Source organism: Mesorhizobium sp. GbtcB19 (assembly GCF_019091085.1).
Lineage (GTDB): Bacteria > Pseudomonadota > Alphaproteobacteria > Rhizobiales > Rhizobiaceae > Mesorhizobium.
Genome location: NZ_JAGXJY010000423.1, coordinates 1 through 243, shown reverse-complemented (window position 1 = coordinate 243; position 243 = coordinate 1). Strand labels below are relative to the sequence as shown.

At 70.8% G+C, this 243-nt stretch carries 1 protein-coding gene; it reads right to left on the bottom strand.

All coding sequences use genetic code 11. From position 1 onward, the window contains the following. On the bottom strand, positions 1-243 hold a 243-nt coding region (locus KVT37_RS32645), incomplete at both ends, for an AMP-binding protein (RefSeq protein ID WP_217579069.1).

The following is a 243-nucleotide window of genomic DNA, read 5'->3' as shown; positions in this document are numbered from 1 at the left end:
CCGTCCCGGACATAGTCCTTCTGGCGGCAGTCGGCCATGTAGCGGCAGCCCGTCGGTCCGCGCCCCGCCAGCCTGCCGGTCGCGCCGCGCGGCAACTCGCGCACCTCGCCGTCGACGATGCGCGCTTCGTAGCCGCCCACCGGCTTGCCGGACGAAGCCGACTTCCTGTCGTCGAAGCGGTTGGAGATGAAGATGTGCAGCAGCTCGGTGGCGCCGATGCCGTCCAGGATCGGCTTGCCGGTC